General features: G+C 46.0%; 13 protein-coding genes. All 13 read right to left on the bottom strand.

Annotation, left to right across the window (positions count from 1 at the left end; translation table 11 throughout):
- Window position 1: 1 nt before the first annotated feature.
- Window positions 2–334 carry a hypothetical protein gene (locus A3844_RS06230; protein ID WP_074083714.1) on the bottom strand — a complete coding sequence of 111 codons (333 nt, stop codon included), beginning with the start codon at window positions 332–334 and terminating at the stop codon, window positions 2–4.
- The gene (locus A3844_RS06225; protein ID WP_074106932.1) at window positions 324–716 is read right to left on the bottom strand and encodes a hypothetical protein; all 393 of its coding nucleotides are present in this window, start codon (window positions 714–716) and stop codon (window positions 324–326) included. Before A3844_RS06225 ends, A3844_RS06230 begins: the two co-directional genes overlap by 11 nt.
- Window positions 717–810: 94 nt before the next feature.
- The gene (locus tag A3844_RS06220; RefSeq protein ID WP_074106931.1) at window positions 811–2766 is read right to left on the bottom strand and encodes a discoidin domain-containing protein; all 1956 of its coding nucleotides are present in this window, start codon (window positions 2764–2766) and stop codon (window positions 811–813) included.
- 28 nt (window positions 2767–2794) lie between these two features.
- Complete coding sequence (locus A3844_RS06215; protein ID WP_074106930.1) at window positions 2795–4075, bottom strand: discoidin domain-containing protein; 1281 nt, start codon at window positions 4073–4075, stop codon at window positions 2795–2797.
- A gap of 16 nt (window positions 4076–4091) precedes the next feature.
- Window positions 4092–4991, bottom strand: a complete 900-nt coding sequence (locus A3844_RS06210) for a hypothetical protein (protein WP_074106929.1) — start codon at window positions 4989–4991, stop codon at window positions 4092–4094.
- Between the two features lie 13 nt (window positions 4992–5004).
- Window positions 5005–5952: a hypothetical protein gene (locus A3844_RS06205; RefSeq protein ID WP_074106928.1), complete on the bottom strand. Its 948-nt coding sequence runs from the start codon at window positions 5950–5952 to the stop codon at window positions 5005–5007.
- Between the two features lie 12 nt (window positions 5953–5964).
- Window positions 5965–6375 carry a hypothetical protein gene (locus A3844_RS06200; RefSeq protein ID WP_074106927.1) on the bottom strand — a complete coding sequence of 137 codons (411 nt, stop codon included), beginning with the start codon at window positions 6373–6375 and terminating at the stop codon, window positions 5965–5967.
- Window positions 6376–6414: 39 nt separating this feature from the next.
- The gene (locus A3844_RS06195; protein WP_074106926.1) at window positions 6415–6711 is read right to left on the bottom strand and encodes a hypothetical protein; all 297 of its coding nucleotides are present in this window, start codon (window positions 6709–6711) and stop codon (window positions 6415–6417) included.
- 11 nt (window positions 6712–6722) lie between these two features.
- Entirely contained in the window at window positions 6723–9401 is a 2679-nt protein-coding gene (locus A3844_RS06190; protein ID WP_074106925.1) for a hypothetical protein, read from the bottom strand.
- Between the two features lie 3 nt (window positions 9402–9404).
- Entirely contained in the window at window positions 9405–10064 is a 660-nt protein-coding gene (locus A3844_RS06185) for a hypothetical protein (protein ID WP_074106924.1), read from the bottom strand.
- A 1-nt stretch (window position 10065) separates the two neighbouring features.
- On the bottom strand, window positions 10066–11067 hold the full coding sequence (locus tag A3844_RS06180; protein ID WP_074106923.1) for a hypothetical protein: 1002 nt from the start codon (window positions 11065–11067) through the stop codon (window positions 10066–10068).
- Window positions 11068–11110: 43 nt separating this feature from the next.
- Window positions 11111–12250: a hypothetical protein gene (locus A3844_RS06175; protein WP_074106922.1), complete on the bottom strand. Its 1140-nt coding sequence runs from the start codon at window positions 12248–12250 to the stop codon at window positions 11111–11113.
- Between the two features lie 13 nt (window positions 12251–12263).
- Entirely contained in the window at window positions 12264–16799 is a 4536-nt protein-coding gene (locus A3844_RS06170; protein WP_083606723.1) for a hypothetical protein, read from the bottom strand.
- Window positions 16800–16806: the final 7 nt, after the last annotated feature.

Below are 16806 nucleotides of genomic sequence, written 5' to 3'. Positions count from 1 at the left end.
ATTAATCACCTCCTTCGCGTTGGTTCAGACGTTTCTCCAGTTCTTCAATTCTGGCAGTCGCCTTGATATAATCGAGCTCCAGCGTGGTATATTTCTCTTTCCAGTTCCGCAGCTCGTCCTCCAGATGCAGACTGCGGTCACGCCAAATTTTCATCTCATCACGCAGAGACTTAATCTCTTCTCTCAGCTCGTCCCGAATCTGCTTCTGCTCCTGGGAGAGCTGCTGGCGGTCGCTGAGTGTAAGATCCTTGCGATTATTGAACTTAGTCACAGCCACACTGCCAAGCGCTGTAACGAGCACGCCCGCCAGGGCTACTAGCGCATTAACGTCCATGCCTTTGCTCCCCCACTTTCACGTAAGCCCATGAAGATAATAATGCATAGTTCAGGTAAGCCCCCCACCCGGTAGATGCTTGATTCCCTGCAAACAGCAGAGAGCTGATGAAGAACCATATAAAAGTTGACGCCAAGAGCGCAGCTCTCCTGATGTGGTAATACCGACCGAGCATACCCGCCACGGTTGCCAAGGCGAGGATCACCATGATCCATCCCCATGTATTTTCGGGCAGAGTTTTTAAGAATTTGGTGTAGTCAGCACCGGCACCAAAAGTGTCTAGCGGGGTAAGTAACAGTAGCCCCCAAAAGCCCGCTATGAATGCCAAAGATGACTCAACAGGCTTACACCGGTGAATGAACTTCCTGAGCTGCTTATGCAACGGCTCCACTCCTTTGATCTTCTAGTATGATTAGGATAGGCCGATTGGGCGGATTGCTCTCATACCAAAAAAACAGCCCCAAACGGGGGCTGCTTCATTTTTGAGGATACCGCTCCCAATATTGTTGCACTTGCCTGTACGGACGAACTTGCTTCTCCTCAATTTTGACGTACAAATCAAGAGGATGCCACTCCTCCGGGAGGACCCTGGGGGTGATCGTTTCATTTTCCAAACCTACGGAGAAATGATGCCCGTTAAACACACGGTTACCTGGAATGGTATCTGCGATGTATTCAAAGATAACAAAACAGGTACCTGTATGCACATATTTTCGGAGAACCCCTGACCGTATAGGCACTACAGGAGAAACCGCCGAAGGGCGGACTACATTCTGTATATAGGTTGCTGCTGAATCCTGTCCTAAGGAAAATGAGGTTCCCCGATGGATAAGAGATTTTATTTTTGTAGTACGGGGCGATGTAGGTACACTCCCTGCAGCTCTATACTTGCAGGGCTCATAAAGGCTTGAGTCCGTCAAGGAAAGAGAGATTCCGCGGTGTATAAATTTCTTAATTCGTCCCAGTAATGTACCCTTAGTGTTTCCTCCTACATATCGGGAGGTGGATTGAATACTCAATACCACTGGGGTCAGATTTGAATTAGTTGACCTCAGGCCAATGGCGAGATCGACCTTCTTATTACGAGTGACCTTAGACCAGTCATTCACCTTGACTGCTCGTAGACGAGCTGCCGTCATCCCCGAAGTGTGGATTGTAGCAAGCCCTACGGTTACCCAATCCTGACCATCAAAGGTCGTCCAGGTCACCCGGTTATCCGTGCTTACTAAATACCGAATAGCAGTCCCGACCGGCTCAAGCTGAGTTGGATTGATTTTGCTAATCACTGCGGAATTGGTATTGTACTGGGAATTGTCAGTAGTAGTTACGTAGAACCCGGCGGCATCTGTTCGATACAGAGGAAAAGGCTTAATGAAGCTGACTTTTCCCAGCAAGACACCGTAGGAGGCGTTTTGGGTTAATTCGAACTGAACATACTGAGAGGTAATGGAAATTAAATGCTCATTCACTGCCCCATAAGGGGTCTGCATATCCGATGTCGTTACGACCCAGGGGACAATTTCCGAATAATTAATCCCGTCGTTTGATACCGATATACGGTAGTTAGAAGAAGCCTGGTCACGGCAACGCGGAACGACCCGTACCCCTATAAATTTTGTTGGTGCACCGAAGTTAAAAGTGAGCGTTTGATTCCCCACCGAGGAAGTCAGCCAATGATTCTGAGATGAGCTTCCATCCATCGGAGGTGCATCATTAAATAAATTGGCCAGACAATAATCTGTTGCACTGCCAATACTTCGTGCAGAGGAGGTGACAATCACACCATTAGGTGCGGTATAAACAAGCTGTGCCCCTTGCCCTCCCGAACCGCCTGACAGTCCATCACTTAATGTATTTGGCCCCGAGTAGAGTTCAATTTCGTAAAGTGATATCACTGTATTAAGTCCAATAAACTGAAAGCGCATATACCGCTTAGCGATATCCACCTCGTGAACATAAGCTTGCCCCTGCTTTCCACCTGTTGTGAGAATATTTCCAACCTGCTCTACCCAGTCGGCACCATTAGAAGAAGATAAGATTCTGTACTTAAGAAACTGGTTCGAAAAGGCATGCGGGTAGAGGACAATCCGGTTTATTGGGACTGACCCTAGCATATTAAAGTCAAAAGTTAAGGTTGCATCCCAGGTATTCGTCATCCACATGGTGCCCGCGCTTAATAAACCAGCATGTTTACATCCGTCAAACAGGTTTTTTATGCTGTAGTCAGGAGAAGACAGCGGTCCGGCAGAGCAGGTTACTGTCACCCCGTTAGGGGCTGTATACACAGGTTGCCCTTGTATTCCCCCGGCTCCGCCGCCCAGATTAATTTTAGTATAACCCTCGAAACCGAGCTGAAGACTTCCATTCCGTGTATCCGTCCCGTTAGGATTCTCGAATAGGTAGTTATTTTCGTACCGATAATTATGTTTCACTATGCTTCACCTGCCTTTAAGCCTACCATCAGGGGGTGGGCAGTTTCATTAGCATTGTAGGGTATGGAAGGAAGTTAGTGCTTAGAGCGGAGAGATAGATCACCTTGTAAGTAACATTACCAACAACGATTTCATCCTCATTGATAAGGTTCTCTGTTCGACAGGTGTATACTCCATCCAGTTCGCCACGAATCCCCTCCATATCTCCTTCAAGGAAACATGGAGATACAAAAATTTGATCTCCCCATACAGAAGGACTGAAGTTGTTAGGTATCGTCCGAACATCATAGTTGAAATTGTAAATGTTCGCTTTATTTCGCAGAAGCCTAACTTTATTAGCGCCTGCGGGATTGTAAATCCCTAACGCAAGTGCAACAGAGTCGTTTCCTTGGTCTGTAGAGTAGCGCTTGATAAGCCCTACATACATTGCATTAGTTCCGGGGTAATTGGCCGAAAAGTCCATCACCGTGGCTAAGATAATGCGGTCCAGATTAGCCTCCAGATAATAGGTCACAGGGATGCTTGTTGGATTCGCCGTTGGGGTGGTGGTATTTGCAGTGTAATAGGGACAAGGTGACACATTCAGATAGCTTCCGTTCGGATTATACCCCTCAATAGCCGCGATATTAAAGAAATTCCCATTTGGATCTTTGATATTCTGGGGATGCAGGTACATACTTACCAGATCCTGCCCGCTTTCACCAGGTGAGCTTAGCACCGTGATATAATTGCCTGATGCCAGGGAGACTGCATCAGACTCGTAGAACTCCAAGCTGCCAATCGCCGGGGATGAGGTGGTGGTGGAATTGATCGCTGCAACATTGATTCGGTAGTAGCGATAAGACGCAGGAGTCGCGATTTTAAAGACCCGGCGCTCTCCCACCGCCCAGTTTTGCTGGTTAGTCTGTGTGTCGAGTACTGTCCAGTTGCTGTTGTCGTTGCTCCCTTCCAGTGTCCAGTTTTTGGGCGCCGCAGTAAGGTTGTACGACAAAGCGAAAAGCCCATATGAAGCATACGGTCTTGCTCCGGAACTTCCCAAGTCCAGCCGTAACCATTGAGGAAGAGTTGCGGTACTGACAGCCATCCACCCTGAACCCTGTCCTCCTGATCCGTTGAACGCATAGTAAGCACTATATGATGAATTCTGCTCAGAACTGGCACTAGCGACCAGGGGTGACGGAACCGTATTTGCTGTCATCCGGGGTATGGCATTGATACTATGCTGACGTTCAGTCCAACCAATACTCTTCAGCTTTTCAATCAGCTTGTCGTACAGTTGAATAAGAGGTACTGTCTCAGTAAAAAACATATGAATAAAGCCTCCCTTAGTCTTTTGGAATCAGGTATATATTCGTTGTGACGATAGGCGACAGGTTATTATAATAAAGCCCGTTTACATCAACAGTCTGATAAGCAGGAATTTCAAGAGCAACATACTCTATGCCTTTAATGGTTAAGGTATCTATTGCACGGAGCCTGCCATCCTGAGGAAGTATGTAATAATCCATAATCCCGCGGAGATTGGGTCCCGACTTTAGAACCGGCCTGGAAGGCATTACTTTACCCCCGAACATTCGATTCACCGAGGGAGTATTCCAAACAAGCGATTGATTGTCAATATCTTCAATAAAAGCATTTTTTCTGCTGACCCATACAGTTCCATACGTATTATTTCCACCATAGGGGATTGCTGATCCAAAACAACTTACAGTGTCTCGTGAATCAAATAGGCGTAAAGGACGGCCAATATAGTGGAAGTTGATACGGGAATAGGCGGTTCTTACTTCTGACCGGTAGGCGAGCAGCACCCGATCTTTCTTCACGCTGATCCAGTATCTTAGGAATATGGTATCTGCGGAAATCCCTGAAATCAGGTTGGAAGCAACGACTGTCCCGTGAGTTATTGAACTACCAAAGATGCCATTTGCTCCAGCCGTTCCCGGAGTATAGTCCTTTGCCATAAAAAGACGGTAACCATAATTCCAATTACTAACATTAGAGTAGAACCCATCTGCCTCGGACTTAATCCCCCATACAATATTTGATTTTCCGTCTGTACCTTGCGAGCGAAAGACGTAACCATCATCTGTCTTAAGTGTTCCAACATTACTGGATACCATCTCCCAGAGAGGGCCCGGTGTTGGCAGACTATTGTCCTTGGCCAAAACAGCGTCCCTTATTCGAACAGGCAACTGTCTCAGCGTGCATCTTCCTTCAAAAAACATCCTCTATCCCCCCTTAAACCTTCTCAATAAATAATGCTTGGCTCACACCAGACCTGGAGGAGAAATTATCAGACAGGCTCCATTGATTAAAAAATGGTTTCACCACGCACAGATACTCTTTGCCATCAATCAGCACATACGCATCTTCTGGTGTCGATTTAGTCGGGCCATCCAGAGGCTTATGAACCGTAGTAAGAACCCCATCCAATTCCCCCCGCACCCCTTCCACGTTATTGTACAAAGGCATCGGAACAGCAATCATAAGTCTTCCGCCAAACCCCCGATTATTTTCCACAACAAAGCCGTTATTAAATGAATACAGCCCGTTTCCCGTATTCTGAAGATTCTTCAGTGTTCTTGCTGAGTTGTATGCATTATTTTGGGAGGCATAGCTGCTTAACAATGTCACGGCTCCGCTACCCTTCTCGTCAGCGTACCTTTTTATAAGGCCCGCATAGAGCACGTTACGAATGGTTGCAGTATCCGCATAGGTGGTTCCTTGGCCGGGGCGGTTTGTGCGAATAGTTATGATGATTCGATCTTTTGTTACAGACAGAGTGTACTTGAACCTGTAGTTATCCGCGTTTATGTTATACCAGGAAGTATTTACAGCAAGCCGCAGAAGCTCCGACAATTTATAGCTGCTGAAGCTCCCGTTCTGCCCATTTGTTTCATTCGGTAGATATGATTCGACGACACCAAACGTCGGCCCAGCAGAAAAGCTATTTTCAATTGCACCATTTCCGATCCAGGCATTTTTTAGGGTCACAAGAATTGTATCTTTCCCAGAGCTGCCCCTTGAACGAAAAACATACCCATCATCATTAAGGGTTGAACCTACGTTGGAGGAAATATTCTCCCACAGCGGAGCCGGGGGAGATAAGCTCTCATCCACTGCCGTAATTAAACTGGCAAGGGTTGCAATAATATTTCGTGGGGATGACTCACCCTCAAACCACATGTGAAACCCTCCTTAGTTAGAAACCAGCCCGGAAACTCTTATTATAAAGGAGCTGGGAATTGAACCTGAATTCATTATTTTCAGATGAAGCGCCCCTGCTGCATCCTCATCCTCATACGGGAGATCAAGCACATCGTAGAGTATATGACCATTCGATTTATTCTTGTATACAAGAAAGGGGTGATCCGATGTACTGGTTAATATCTCAATATCCATTTTGCTGTTCTCAAATCCTTCCACATAGACATACTTAATCATATATTTGTTTAAGTCTGGCCCGATGGAGAGATCAAGGCTTGCTTCCTGGCCGGGATTGATAACATCCGTCACCTTTTTCATCGTGGTAATACGTCCAAGCCGGGTAAGTAAATCCTCTACTTTTTTCTCCAGTTTTTTGACTTGCCCGGAGACAACAACATCCATGCTCTTCACCTCACTTCATAGTGTAGGCAGATTTTCCTTTTAATCCACGACCTGCCGTACCTGTATTTTCTGTACTTCACCCAGCTCATTACATTCAAAAGTCTTACGGTACTTTAGGCTGCCTTTGGTTACCGTCTCTGTCAGGACAGAGCCCTGTGCATCATATCCATACTCAACCCTCTTCAATAAAACCGGGGCGGACCCGCTCACATCCTCGTAAATCTCCTCAATAACATCTCCCTTGGTGTTCTTAACAAAGGTTACATCAATTTCACCCACGTCCAGATCAAGGGGACGAAGCTGATCAAGAACCAGCAAGTTTATAAGACGATTCAAGATATGACCTCCTAATAATTAATTTTATAAGTCCCGTCTGCATACAGAAGGACACGGAGGGTACTATCTGAGGGGTATTCGTAGTCATATGCTACCCCGTGTGCGGCGGCAACCCACTTGCCCAGCATATTAACCCGGGACACTAAGGTATCTGTGCTGGCCTTATCATTTGCTCCTTCTATCTCAAGGTAGTAACCAAAGCGTACCCTTCCAGCTATCCCTTCTTCAGTAAGAATCAGATCAGCCCAACGTTCTGACGGGACTTTATTAAAATCTGTGGGCAGCATCCCTCTATTTCTGACCTCAGGCAAATTCGTTACATCGATAAGCTGCCAAGTATTATTCTCATACGTTTTCCATGAAGACCCGCCATCCGCTGAAGCGATCACTTTCACAATACCGCCTCCAAATTGCTCAGCCGTTAGTGTGAAGGAATCAATTCCCGCAGTATACCTGTAATAAATGTCTCCTGTTGCCAAAACTAGCTTTGCTGGAGGAATATAGCTGACTTTTAGTTGTTTGGAGGGAGATTCTGTATTGGTCCAATAGTGAAGAACTGGAGTATTTGACGTGAGCGACTTTAAGGAATCATCCGTTAGAAGGGACAGGTCTGTCATACCACTCGTTTCATACATATCTTTGGTGACAGGTGCGGACCCAACAATCTCCCATGCCCCATTGGCATAACTTTTTATATCAGAACCATCCTCAAATAAATAAAGATTTATTGGAGTTATGGAGCTATCAATAAGAAGGACAGGGCGAAAGTTACAGTTAATGTCTGAATAAGAGGTACTCTGTTCATTGTGCATTATAAGAGTTCCTCCTCCCCTTCTGTTCCGAGTAGTGCTAGATACGGAGGTAGTACTTGTCCAGGTATAAAAACCATTTCCTCCGTTAAAGGCATTCCATACACTATTATCCCCTGCTGTAATCGCACCGTTCAGGGTGGAGCCTACGATGTACCTGTCCCACTCATTCTCCTTGTCTGCTGAGGAAGTTCCTCCAGTTATTAGCCGGGTAGTAAAGGCCCAGTTCGTATAATCGGCCTCCAAAAGTTCCATCCTGCCTATAGCAATACCGTAGGTCGGAGATCCGTTATCTGTTATATTGATACGATACTTCGTATAGCTGTTGATGTTTTCGAAAGTAAAGCTTTTTTTCTGCCCTTGGGTCCAAATATGTCCTTGTTTTGTATCGAGTACTACCCATTGATTCCCGTTAAGACCTTCAAAAGTCCAGCTTTTTGCCATTTGGCTAATATGATTTACATCAGGAGAAGCTGCTCTATAACGAGGCATTAGACTATATCCTATAATTCTTCTTGGTTCTGGAAATTCATAGCTAAGCCAGCCAGTTGAAGTACTATAGGAGCTGTTCCATCCAGAGCCATCATTCTCTGGCCCTTTGCTGAAGGTTGTCCATGCATCATAAGAGGTACTGTAAATGGAGCTTGCAGCAGTGGTAAATCCAACGGGGAGGTTGTTGCTTTCCATATAAGAGGTGTTATTGAGAATAGATATGGGTAAACCGCTACTGCTGGCAATGCCAGCAGCATTTAAGGCATCCCAGCTGATATAGGCCTGCAAATTACGATCGGCGATAAGACGCTTCTGTCCATTCTGGTCCTCTACCATAATCCAGTAAAAATCTCCACTGGGCGTTGACGTACTTTCTGATGGGAGGAAAACAGCAGTCTCCACACCCAGTCTCGAAAAGGAACCTACTGCGTTTGGTGCTGCGATGTAGTTACAGCGGATTCGTTTGCCCACAGTAAGATCCTTAACAACAAATACCTCGTCCCGATGTGTCAGTCTGCCGTCGATGTCCACGTCTATCGCGTCTAAAATCAGATAGGAGCCGCTTACTTTGTTAATAATTTGAATAGTGTGATTCGTATCAGCCAGTCCCTGTTTCTCATACAGCAAAGCTTGATATACCGTTTCTGCTGTGCGGAAACTCAATATTCCCACATCTTTGCCGTCAATTATGACTTGCGCCGAATTAGTGGTTACAGTAGCAGCACTGGAAGAATAAGCGATGAGTCTCACTCTTGTACCTTTAAAAGAGAAAGAGTACGAATCGCCTTGGGTATTGGATGCCATATACGTATTATTGTAATTGTTGGCGCCTGACAACTGTGTCCATGTTCCTGTAAGTGAAACCATTGGACAGGGAACATCATACCGTCGCCACCCAATATCCGGCACGGGTATTGTACTTCCCACTGGTGTAACGTAAGCCATTAAATCGCCTTCTGCGTCTACATCAATACAATCAAGAAAAAGTCTTGTTAAGATAGAGCCAGTAAACAAAGCTTTGTCCAATACTGTAATGATTACAGTATGCAGGCCTGGGGATAAGGAAGTACTCTCATAGACAACTGCAGTTCTTATGACTGAGTAGTTAGTCTTAATATCACCTATTGATTGCCCGTCAATTTTCATACTGAATCCACTCGTATCAGTGTTTGCGTAGGCCTTAATCAATAGCTTTGTCCCAGTGAATGAAAATGTAAGCATGTCACCAACAACAGTAGACATCATGGATTTATTATCTGTAAACTCATAATTTGCTTTGGTGCTGCTGTCCTTCGTCCATGACCCAATATATCCGATGGCACTGGCATCGAAAGAAAATCTTCTCCATCCTGCCTGAGGTATCGTTAGTGATTGACCTAAAGTTGCCATTCGTTACACCTCCCTATATCCAAATACGGGGCGAAAACCTAGGAGAGAATGGCTGTAATTCGACAGATTAGACCAGAACCCATGAGCGTCGCCTTTTCTCTGAGTTCTGTGCGCACTGGTGGCGGAGTTACCAACTCCGTTAATAGGGGTGTCTTGACAGAGCGTTGCTATTCCATTGATGTGGAACACATCATCTAAATTTTTTCCTTCTTGGATCTTGTACACAGGGTAGTTGGCTATATATCTATCCCACTCGTTGTTGGCGGGCCATGCACCGAATCCTTGATCGGTTGTTGCTTTATAACCGTCTTTTGTCGCAAAAGCTACTCCACCTGTCAATGAACGTATTGTACCTGCTGCAATCGTACCGGCACCACTCCAAGAATAACCTTGTATATTTTCCCCAGTGTTAAGAAAGTCCCACGAAATGGTATTAGTAATAACTCTGTCGCTTATTAACAGACCTTTATCTACTTTAACCATGTACCAGAACCTGTTCGTAATTGAAGAAACTGCCTGCCCTCCGACTGGGCACTCCACTATTCCCACAGGAACTTTACCGAAAACATACGCTGGACTCTCCCATCGCACCGGTATATAGTCACCAATTTTCATATCACTTACATTTGTTCTTCGCTGACCAGTAGTTGCAGGTTCTGCCACACTACACCACCTCAATCTTCTCTAAAAATTTGTAGCTGCTCTTATCTATAACCGCTTTCCACTCCGTACCCTCCCCGAGTACGCTTCCTGCCATATCTATCTGAAACACAGTATTAAGAGACATTTGTCCATCAAAATTGACCTGCGGATCTGCCGTAAAACTTGAACGATCACCATTATTAAAGCTGTGTTCCGTCCTAACAATGCTCTGATCCCCAGGGATGAACTTCAGAACGTGTGCGGGCTGTAACTTGTAATCCAGTGTTTTGGGTACAGGGATCTCGAGCACATAGGGAGCAGAAGGTGTTGCAGTAATCCCGATCTTGTCGATCTGGCTCACTTTAGGAATTGCACCGCCTGTAAGTTCGTTCATGCGGTCGTTTAAAGAGGCGTAGAGCCCACGGGCGGTAGCAAGCTCCTGCTCAATCCCCTTAACAGCACTCTTATTTGTATCAAGACGGCTAATGACTTCTTGGGGAGCAGCTGAATTTCTAAATATTAATGAGACTGTACTTGGAATATCATAGTTGAACTTAATCGTGGCGCTGTCGATCTCTACATAGTCGGACAGACGGGAAACAAGAACCCCCTCGACATATACTTCAAGTACGTCCGAGCCTGGCTTGTGAACAGGTACCGTGAATACCCGCCGTGTCCCCAGCCGTGTATTGGCGGGCGATTCCACATGGTCGAAAATCGTGCTGCCCGGACTGCTACCGCCTGTTCCCTGCGTTGCATCCAAACGGGCTTTCAAGGTAGGATAGCTGGTCCCCAGCTTGTCCACCCTAGCCTCAATAACCTCCCGAGATGTTTCCGGGCTTTCGCTTCCTCCTTTCTCAATTCGAGTGTTGAGATCAGGGAAGTTGCCACGGGCATCGTCAACCTCCTGAAGATACTTATCAATCTCTTCGTGGGTATGAATCCCCTTGTTTATAAGGTCGTTATGGTCGGTTACACTGCCGACTCCGCTGCCTGTACCGACCCTCTTGAGTCTAAGAGCCAAACCCTTCACCTCCAGGCCTTCAAATCTATATACTAGACAAACATCAATTCATAAAGGATGATGTTATATTTATTCCAAAATAAGCTTGTGTATCTTTACCTGTCAGGTAGTCCATATTGCTTTCCCTTCTTACCCGGATCCAGAAAGTGTACTCCCCACCGGCCTCAATCTGTGAAAATAGCAAACTGTTGACAAAGGGGCCGGGCTGACCTCCCGTATCGTTAGCCACACTCACCAGACGGCTATATTGGTCCGATTCTTTGTAGGACACTAGGGTCAAAGCGACATTCTTCAAAGAACCTGTGAGCAGGGAGTTCCTAATAATCATTTTTATATCCAAGTATGCTTGAGTGTTTATTAGTCCCAGGAAGGCTTCGGAATTTGCATACAAGCTCCGCTCCTGGTTATCGCTGTCAATGAAATAGAGGTCTGCAGACGGTTCAAAAGCATACTCATCTCCCCCCCATAGGGTTAGGAAATCTGAAGATTCGTACACTGAGCCATCCGGAAATTCCACCATGAATTTCCCTTCAAAAGGCAGGGGGAGAGACGAGATATTCAGCTTTATTCCGGTCATCCCTGTTCGGCAGTGATTGCTCGCTACAACCTGGTTATTCCGGTCCCTCAGCGCCACACGGGTTCCCGGGACCAATTTTGTTAGCAGGATTCCGAGGTCTCTATACACTCGAACCTGCTGTACATCAAGAGGCTGCCCGGAAGCCCCTCCTAAGAACAAACCAATTTTAGGACTGGAGGCAGCGAATCCCGTTATTCCCTGGATACTCCATGAAACACCATCATCCGACCAGTAGATCGAATAGGTGTTGCTGTCCCGTACCAACCGAAGCCAAGGATAAGATTTTATTACGCCTTCGGTAGCGTCGAAATACTCCTCTGCAGCCAGATACTCCGCTTCGTTTGAATATACAATGAGCCCCCCTGTATCTCCTGTAGTCAGGGGGTTATAACTATTTTGAATATCCATGACAAAATTCTTCGTCTCGGTTAGAGGGTTAAAAAAAAGACGGGATGCCGCGTCCCCATGCTCAATGCGAAGCCCTCCACCTTTTAAGAAAGTAATGTCAGAAGTATCCCCCGACATTTCCCACCGGTCATCGATTTCAGGAGCGGTAAAACGGTCATAGTAAATCAGTCCACTCTTTTTGAGCGAAACAATACTCACACAAAGCCCCCCATTACGTGAACAGCCATATTTTCTTTCCAATCGTGCAGGCTTTTGGCCGGTCACGCCACATTTTAAGCAAGCATTTGATTAATTCCTCAACACACTTGTCACCGCCGCCCTTATCGCAATACGGTGTAACACGTACCCTATCACATACCCAGTTCGTCAGCTCCAGGAGATCAATGTCGCAGTAATCCCAGCTGTAGCCGTTTCCGAGTTCCGTGAATACCCACTTAAACTCATGAGCCCCTTTTGGAACCGGGTAAGAAACATCATAGAAGCCGCCTGGTGAGGTGTACGTGTCGAACAAAACATCATCTACGAAAAACTCAAGTTTTCCTTGGAATGGATCGGGAATCAAAGCCCAAATTTCAAAAGCTTTGAAATCGACGAGTTTGAAGGTTGTAAGATATTGTTTTCCGGTTACCGCACTAATTTGACCACCCTGTTCCGTTTCGACCTCAACTCTGTACTTAGAATAGGGTGAAAAGGGTAGTTTACTAACATCGAACGAATGTAGTCCTTCCCCCATAAAATCCTGGCTGTATACCAAGGTACCTGCATCATTGTAAACTTTGATATGCATCTTACTCGTGTAGCAGCCGCCCATCCAAATGGGCTTGTGGTTGGTCGCTTGGAAAGACGAAATTTGAGCATATGACGGTTCAATAATACTTTTGTCCTTTAGTTTGAAATTTCCTTTATATAGAGAAGCCCTGTCACCGCTGCACCCTGCCAAAAAGGTCATAGTAATCTCATATTCTTGCGTGGTTGTGGTATTATTCATCAGGTTGATCTTAACCGGTTGCTGACCCGGTGTACTGTAGATATTATGTGATAGCAGACTCCCACCTCTGGTAACTCTTACATCAAGCCCCGTACCAGGACAAATTGGCTTATTGGACTCATATAACTTAATGACGTCAACCCAGCAGGAAGAGTCGGCTTTAGGGAGAGAATGAGTCGAAGGAGGCGTAGGCGGGGGGTACGGACTGCTGCCAGGCAGGTAGTACTTACCGTTACGGTCATGGCAGTAATCGTCCCAAGTTTCTAAAAAGCGACCGTTCTTAAGCTGCATCGTCCCTCCATTATCATATAGCCCTCCTTTTGTTCCTTTCCCCTGGAGTAGGGTATAGCGAACTTGGTAGGCGTGCCCTGGCTGCATGTTCATTTTGTCAAAGGAGACTGCTACGCTCCGGCTTTTCGCTCCATTTGTTCCATAAGTATGGGAATCAATGATGGACCAATCTGATACGTCGATTAGATCGACTTTCACCTCTGTGTCATCCCAGGTGTTGTAGATAACTGTAGGGGCTGTAGTGACATTAACACGTACATTTTTAAATGCCGCATAATAGTATCTTTCCTTAGCATCAACGTCGTAATCATGAACGGCATCATACAATTTAAAATAGATGTAGTATTTGCCCGGGGAAACTTTAATCTTTCTAGAGCAATCCTTCGCCTGACTCCAGTTGTTTATGCTTTCGGGAAAACGCTCTGTCCCCACATTTTCAGCAATATGGAAATTAATTTCAATTCCCTCGTCAAATCCTCCTACTTCAGGGACAATGTAAGCAGAGAACTCCCCCCGGTGATCTGTATTGAGGCCAGACATATTCCGCCCATTTTTATCATCATCAATTTTTATGCCAGTAGGATCGACCAGGTAGGTAAGATATTTAAAGTCCAATTCTATCGTCCCATGTGTATAGAATGATTCAGAAGCCCAGCCAGCAACATTAAGAAAATCCATCTGCTTTAGGGTAATGTAGTAATATTCTTTGCTCTCATCTAAAATTCCATTTATCGGCGAGAGTTTAACTGTAACCGGTTTTTTCTGACTTGCTTGGGGGATTGCAGTACCCGCCATAATAGTAAGGGACTCATCGAATTTAACTTCAGCAAAGTTATTGAAGGAGATATTTCGTGTAATAGTTCCCCCGTTGGTCCCCGAGGCCTGTGAAAAAGCCCCCGGATTAAAGTTTGTACCTCCACTTCTCAGCCGAGTGTGGCGGTCTGTCAACAAAGTCCAATCGCTCTGGCTGTAACCTACTGGCTGGCTAAAGACTCCCGCGGGATAGCGTACCTCTCCGCTATCCACCTCTCCTCCTCCAGTATTTGGGTCGGTATACACTGTCCCCCCCAAATCTTTATATATCCATTTGTAGATATGATCTCCTGCACTAACAGGAACCCTGACTTTGGTTCCTTTACTACTGCTATCGGAATGAGAGTCAGCCCAAACTGTAGCGCCATCAATGACTAAGATGAGGTTTTCCTTAGGTCCAAACATCCCTCCGTATTCAAACTCAACAAATCCGTCATTTGAAAGAGGGACACCGGATAAAGTGATGGTATTCTCGGTACCGTCCTTACCCTCAACCTTGTATACGCCATCCCCCTGAGGTGGACTCAGGATGTCCTGCCACTCCCAATTCGGAGTCATTGTAATGTGTGAATCGTAGCTGCCATCTGTCTTATTAAACAACTCTTTAAAGACCTCACTGCTTGCGCTTGCATTTACCGGAGCAGAAAGCCGAAGCAACTCTTCCACATAAAAGGAAGCACCCGGGTTAAGCTTGACCATATAGCTAATGCGGCTTCCATTTTGATCTGTAGATGCTCCTGCATTACTCATCTCCCAATCTCTAACTATCGTAAACCCGCTCCTGAAAGGGCCTGTGGTAGTAAAAGGATCGCCCTTTGTTGCCGATCCATAGCTATAGTCCCGCCCGATGATAGATGTGATGCCTTCCTCGGTGTACTCATCTGTTAATCTGAAGGAAACTATATGCGATCCGGGCTTTAGGGGAATAAGAATGTTATTCCCAGAGTTGATGTTCCCGGATTCAAAAACAATCTCGCCATCAACTAGCGCCTCCAATCGCTCCGAAGGACGCAGGGAGTGGTCAAAACTAAACTCAAACCAACCATCGTCCTCCAAATACACATTCGTCTGTATCTGCCCGCTGCCTTCTGTAGGGTTATCAATGCGATAGCTGCCATCAAGAGCTTGCCAATGAAGATTCCCCGTCTGATTCCATCCTGTACCTCCCAAAGTCTGTACTAGACTGTCCTCATAATGGTCTATCTCCAAAGGAGGACAGAACATTTCCACTGCTCCTATAGTATTTACAGTACATTTATCACCAACAATTAATGAGTAGATAATTTTAGCCTGGTTAGTCTGGGTGGAGGAGCTTGTTCCATCAAGCACCCACTCGTCACCGTGCTCAGCTTGAACTGAGCTTCCATGTTTCCCTTGGGACATCTGTATACGATCCTGTAAGTTGTCCGAAAACATCCCGAAGCTCTCACTCTCCAGCCCAGGCTGCCCGGAGTTCATAAGGTACGTAAAACGGACAACACCGTCACATTCATTATCGAGATGATAGCGTAGAGTTCGAGCTCGTTGTTCATCTATGACTACACCATTAAAATGAGTTCTTACGACACTGCTCTTGGAGTTTGTGATCCAGTCAAATCCGGGTATGCCGTAAGCATCTGAATCAAGGGTATCGAAGTCTGGCGGAGTCTCCCCGCCTAGGCTGCGAATGACCTCAATACATTTGACATCTTTAATATAGACAGCATTTTGCCCGAAATTTTCACCCACTTGACTTCGTACTAACCAGTCGAACTTATACGTTTGTCCAGGAGCCACATTAAATTTCACTTCCTGCCACCCGGTCCCGGCAGACCATTCCCCACCCACCTGGTTGTTATTGATGAAAAAATTCAGACCGTTCCCATTGGCTGCACTTGCCCAGTACTTAAAAGAAATATAACCCATGCGCTTCCAGCGCCAGTTGAACGTGATCTTAGAGGAGTTGCCCGGCAGCAATTTTGCCAGAGACAATTTCATAATATTTTCATTGCCTGTCATTTCATTAGCACCAACAGCGTGAATAATCTCCCATTCCTGATCTTCCACGGAAGAAACATATCGAAAAAGGCCATGAAAGTCATCGGACTTAGGAAGATCTGTCATGTCAAATAGTGTCCGCTCTACATCCTTGCCATCAAAGTGGTTTAAATAATCCGCCTTGAAGGGGAAGTAAAACGGGGCCGGGCATGTAGGGAGACTCACATTGTGGGCAAGCTCAGGGTCCTGCGCTTCCTCTAATATGTGCCTTATGCAGTCTTTAATTAACAATAAAGCCCGCTGGTAGTCACTCCGGTTGGGGTCAACCTGCTGCTTCACCCACCACGCAAGCCGTCTATACATATTCCAAAGGGCCTCCCGGCAGCGGACAGTGGAATACCAGGACTTATCTCTTAAGTATTGTTCGATAATCTGATCTATGACAGATTCCAGAGAATCCAGATTTACTGTCTGCCAGCGCCCAATTTTGCCTTTGCCTTCATCACCGAGAGCTGGATTGGTATACCCTGGCTCCCGTTGGTCCACTCTGGGTCTGTTAGGGCTGGCTGGATGATCCGGATGGTTCGGGTCTGTCTCGTCATTCACGAGAGTCGCCCGCATACGGCCGAACACAACTTCACCTTGTGCTTTTGTAAAGATACCAAACGTTGATTTCAAAGTTTCC

This window comes from Paenibacillus helianthi (assembly GCF_001909055.1).
GTDB lineage: Bacteria > Bacillota > Bacilli > Paenibacillales > Paenibacillaceae > Paenibacillus_AQ > Paenibacillus_AQ helianthi.
Note: the sequence above shows the minus strand (reverse complement) of the source record. Positions and strands in the feature narration are given on the sequence as shown.

Bases quoted from the DNA above. Each gene is read 5' to 3' on its own strand.
- A3844_RS06215 (WP_074106930.1), bottom strand. From the start codon at position 4,075: ATGTTTTTTACTGAGACAGTACCTCTTATTCAACTGTACGACAAGCTG.
- A3844_RS06205 (WP_074106928.1), bottom strand. From the start codon at position 5,952: ATGTGGTTTGAGGGTGAGTCATCCCCACGAAATATTATTGCAACCCTT.
- A3844_RS06190 (WP_074106925.1), bottom strand. From the start codon at position 9,401: ATGGCAACTTTAGGTCAATCACTAACGATACCTCAGGCAGGATGGAGA.
- A3844_RS06210 (WP_074106929.1), bottom strand. From the start codon at position 4,991: ATGTTTTTTGAAGGAAGATGCACGCTGAGACAGTTGCCTGTTCGAATA.
- A3844_RS06230 (WP_074083714.1), bottom strand. From the start codon at position 334: ATGGACGTTAATGCGCTAGTAGCCCTGGCGGGCGTGCTCGTTACAGCG.
- A3844_RS06200 (WP_074106927.1), bottom strand. From the start codon at position 6,375: ATGGATGTTGTTGTCTCCGGGCAAGTCAAAAAACTGGAGAAAAAAGTA.